Origin of the sequence: Flavobacterium bizetiae (assembly GCF_902804475.1) — a bacterium.
GTDB lineage: Bacteria > Bacteroidota > Bacteroidia > Flavobacteriales > Flavobacteriaceae > Flavobacterium > Flavobacterium bizetiae.
Map to the genome: position 1 here is coordinate 1 of NZ_CADCSU010000177.1, position 3,754 is coordinate 3,754.

Here is a 3,754-nt window from a genome sequence, read left to right on the forward strand (position 1 = left end):
GCATTATAATCAATTTTAAAATTTCAACTTTGTTAAAATTTTGTTAATATTTGGTACTATGCAAAACAAGATACTGTCTTTTAGACATATATTTGCATAAGAAAATACTATATACTTTTAATCATGGAAACAACAACACCACTCATCATGGAAACAACAACAGAAAGAAACGTCGCAACGTTCACACATCTAAGTACTTTAAGTCAATATATCATTCCGTTTGGGAATTACATTTTTCCAATCTTGATCTGGACGAGTTACAAAGACAAATCAGAATTTGTAAATTTTAATGGAAAACAAACTTTAAATTTTCAATTGAGTCTTTTGCTTTATACTTTGATTTTAGCTTTAATTGCCATTCCGATTTTTGCATTCGTGCTTTTAAAAAACCTACCAATCAATACGGTTTTTAACGATGAAGATTTAATCATCAGAAATCTAAACATCGACGGAAATATTGGAATTTTAAGTATTGGAGCAACAGCGGTTTTACTTTTTGGATTGTTAAAATTTGTTGAATTCTTTTTAGTGATTTACGCTTCGATAAAAACTTCAAACGGAGAATTATACAAATATCCGCTTACGATTCCTTTTATCAAGTAATAAAAAAGGGCTTCGACTTCGCTCAGCCTGACATAAAAGTTAAAAGTTATAGACAAAGGGATGTTCTAGCCCTGATAGAAGTGGAAATCCTTTTGTGCCGGGGTTCGGCACAAAAGATTGGAACGGATAGCAGGAAATAGCTCCTAAAAAAACGATCAATCATCAATCAATCATCATCAATCAAAAAACGAATTGTTCAATCTAAAAAAAACAAAATGAAATTATGAACATTGAAAACACAAAAGCACAGATGCGCAAAGGTGTTCTTGAGTTTTGCATCTTATCAGTACTAAAAGAAAAAGACGCATACACATCAGAAATATTAGACACTTTAAAAAACGCAAAATTACTAGTTGTTGAGGGAACAGTTTACCCACTTCTAACCAGGCTGAAAAACGACGGTTTGCTTAATTATCGATGGGAAGAATCGACTTCTGGACCACCTAGAAAATATTATGGATTAACCGAAATAGGACAAACATTTTTAAACGAACTTAGCGGTACCTGGACAGAATTGTCTGACGCCGTAAATCTAATCACCAATCAAAATCAATAAGTCATGAACAAAACAGTAAATATTAACTTAGGCGGTATGGTTTTTCACATCGATGAAGACGCATATGTAAAATTGACACGCTATTTTGACGCTATAAAACGATCACTAAATAACTCATCTGGTCAGGATGAAATCATTAAAGATATCGAAATGCGTGTTTCTGAATTATTATTAGAAAAACAAAAAAGCGACAAGCACGTTGTTGGACTGAAAGATGTTGATGAAGTGATAGTAGTTATGGGGCAACCTGAAGATTATATCCTTGAAGACGAAGAAAAAACAACTCAGTCTTTTAATGATTACAGTACCAGAAAACATAAAAAATTATACCGTGATAAAGAAAAAGGTATGATTGGTGGTGTGGCAACTGGTTTAGGACACTATTTTGGAATTGACGCTGTTTGGATAAAAATTATTTTCTTAATATTTGTTTTTGCAGGTTTTGGAACTGGAATTTTAGCTTATTTCGTTCTTTGGATTGTAACTCCGGAAGCGGTTACAACATCTGAAAAACTTGAAATGACAGGTGAGCCGGTTACGATTTCGAACATTGAAAAAAAGGTTCGTGAAGAGATCGAAAACTTATCTGATAAATTTAAAAATGCAGATTATGACGCAATGGGAAACCAGGTAAAGTCGGGAGCTGAGAGAATAAGTAGTTCATTTGGAGACTTTATCATGACGATTTTTAAAATCTTTGCTAAGTTTTTAGGCGTTATTTTGATCCTGTCAGGAATTAGTGTTTTGATCATGTTATTGATTGGAGTTTTTACTTTGGGAACAAACATCTTTATTGATTTTCCTTGGCAAAACTTCGTTGAAGCAGGAAACTTTACAGATTACCCAATCTGGTCATTTGGTTTATTGATGTTCTTTGCTGTTGGAATTCCATTTTTCTTTTTGACTCTTTTAGGTTTCAAATTGTTATCTCCAAACTTAAAATCTATCGGGAATATTGTAAAATATACTTTGTTAGCGATTTGGATTATAGCAGTTGCAATCGCAATTAGCATAGGAATTAAACAAGCTACTGAAATTTCATACGACAATAAAACTGTAGAGAAAAAATTGCTTAACATCACGACAAAAGATACTTTGTTTGTAAAATTTAGATACAATGATTATTATGCAAAAGATCTAAACCACCACAGAGAATTTGAGTTTGTTCAGGATTCAGCAAACAATCAATTAATCTATTCAAATGATGTTCGTTTGCATGTTTTACGTACGGATGAAGCTGCTCCTTATATTCAGATCGAAAAAAGCGCCAGAGGAAATTCGTTTATCTCAGCAAAACAAAGAGCAGAAAAGATCAATTATAAATTTCAGATCAACGGAAATCATTTAATTTTGGATAACTATTTCCTTACTGATGTAAAAAACAAATTTAGAGGTCAGGAAGTTGATGTATACTTGTACTTACCTGAAGGACAGCTTTTCAAACCAGATGCTTCTATTCAGGATTATGATGACTCTGATAATGATTTTTTCAATTTGCACTTTAGTGGTAATTACAATTACAAAGTTCAAGGTTCAAAAATCAAATGTTTGAATTGCCCATCTGACGAAAATGATGACGTGAATGACAATGACTATGTAAACGACAACACAGGTGAAGAAGCTGATACCGATAATGATACCATAAATGAAGTTTCGGTTAAAATTAATGGCAAAGAAGTTTTAAACGGAAAGAAAACCAAAGGAAGATTAACCACTGATAAAAACGGAGTTGTAATCAAAATTAACTAAGCCATGATAAAAATAATCATTCATATTACGAAATTTATTGTTGCCACTATTACCGCACTATTGTTTGCCTCATGCAACTTTAACGTGAATACAATTGAAGGAAGTGGGAATGTAACAACCGAAAAAAGAATTGTTCAGGGAGATTTCACAAAAATTTCTGTAAGCAATGCTATCGACCTTGTAGTTGAGCAATCAGATACAACTGAAATTATTGTTGAAGCTGATGATAATATTCAGAAAGACATTAATATAAAAGTAGAAAACGGAACTTTGATCATTAACTCTAAACACAATTCTTTTAGAGTTACAAAGAAAAAAGTAACTGTAAAAATGCCTAAAATTAACAAGCTAGATGCGTCGAGTGCTTCAACAGTAACGAATAACGGAACTATTTTAAGTGAAGATATTGATCTTGAAACTTCAAGTGCAGCGTCTATGAATCTTAATCTTGAATCTGACAATGTAACTGTTGATTCAGGAAGTGGAAGTACGGTAAACCTAAAAGGAAAAGCTTTAAGAATTAGAGCTTCAGCATCAAGCGGTTCTACTCTAAATGCTCACGAATTGTTAGCAAATGAAGTTAACGCAGAAGTTTCGAGTGGCGGAAGTATAAATGTACATCCGATAGTAAGTTTAAAAGCTGAAGCCAGCAGCGGAGGAAGTATTAATTACGACATCGCGCCTAAAACAATCGAGAAAACTTCGAATTCAGGAGGAAGTATTAGCCAGGGATAAAAGATATTTATCTTGAGTAGTCCTAAATAATCGATACAGATTATTAAACAAATTATATTTAATTAAACACCTGTAATATTTTTTATTGCAGGTGTTTTTCTTTTATAAGTT

At 32.5% G+C, this 3,754-nt stretch carries 4 protein-coding genes; all 4 read left to right on the top strand.

Annotated features, from left to right (window positions below):
* Positions 1–123: 123 nt before the first annotated feature.
* Complete coding sequence (locus FLACOL7796_RS22260) at positions 124–603, top strand: DUF4870 domain-containing protein (RefSeq protein WP_230032835.1); 480 nt, start codon at positions 124–126, stop codon at positions 601–603.
* Positions 604–826: 223 nt separating this feature from the next.
* On the top strand, positions 827–1,159 hold the full coding sequence (locus FLACOL7796_RS22265; protein ID WP_008464689.1) for a PadR family transcriptional regulator: 333 nt from the start codon (positions 827–829) through the stop codon (positions 1,157–1,159).
* 3 nt (positions 1,160–1,162) lie between these two features.
* Positions 1,163–2,908, top strand: coding sequence for a PspC domain-containing protein (locus tag FLACOL7796_RS22270; RefSeq protein ID WP_173972977.1), 1,746 nt, complete (start codon positions 1,163–1,165; stop codon positions 2,906–2,908).
* Between the two features lie 3 nt (positions 2,909–2,911).
* Entirely contained in the window at positions 2,912–3,643 is a 732-nt protein-coding gene (locus FLACOL7796_RS22275) for a head GIN domain-containing protein (RefSeq protein WP_173972978.1), read from the top strand.
* Positions 3,644–3,754 lie beyond the last annotated feature (111 nt).

What these genes read in the sequence shown, in the direction of transcription:
- FLACOL7796_RS22270 (WP_173972977.1), top strand. Translation starts at nt 1,163, where the DNA reads ATGAACAAAACAGTAAATATTAACTTAGGCGGTATGGTTTTTCACATC.
- FLACOL7796_RS22275 (WP_173972978.1), top strand. Translation starts at nt 2,912, where the DNA reads ATGATAAAAATAATCATTCATATTACGAAATTTATTGTTGCCACTATT.
- FLACOL7796_RS22260 (WP_230032835.1), top strand. Translation starts at nt 124, where the DNA reads ATGGAAACAACAACACCACTCATCATGGAAACAACAACAGAAAGAAAC.
- FLACOL7796_RS22265 (WP_008464689.1), top strand. Translation starts at nt 827, where the DNA reads ATGAACATTGAAAACACAAAAGCACAGATGCGCAAAGGTGTTCTTGAG.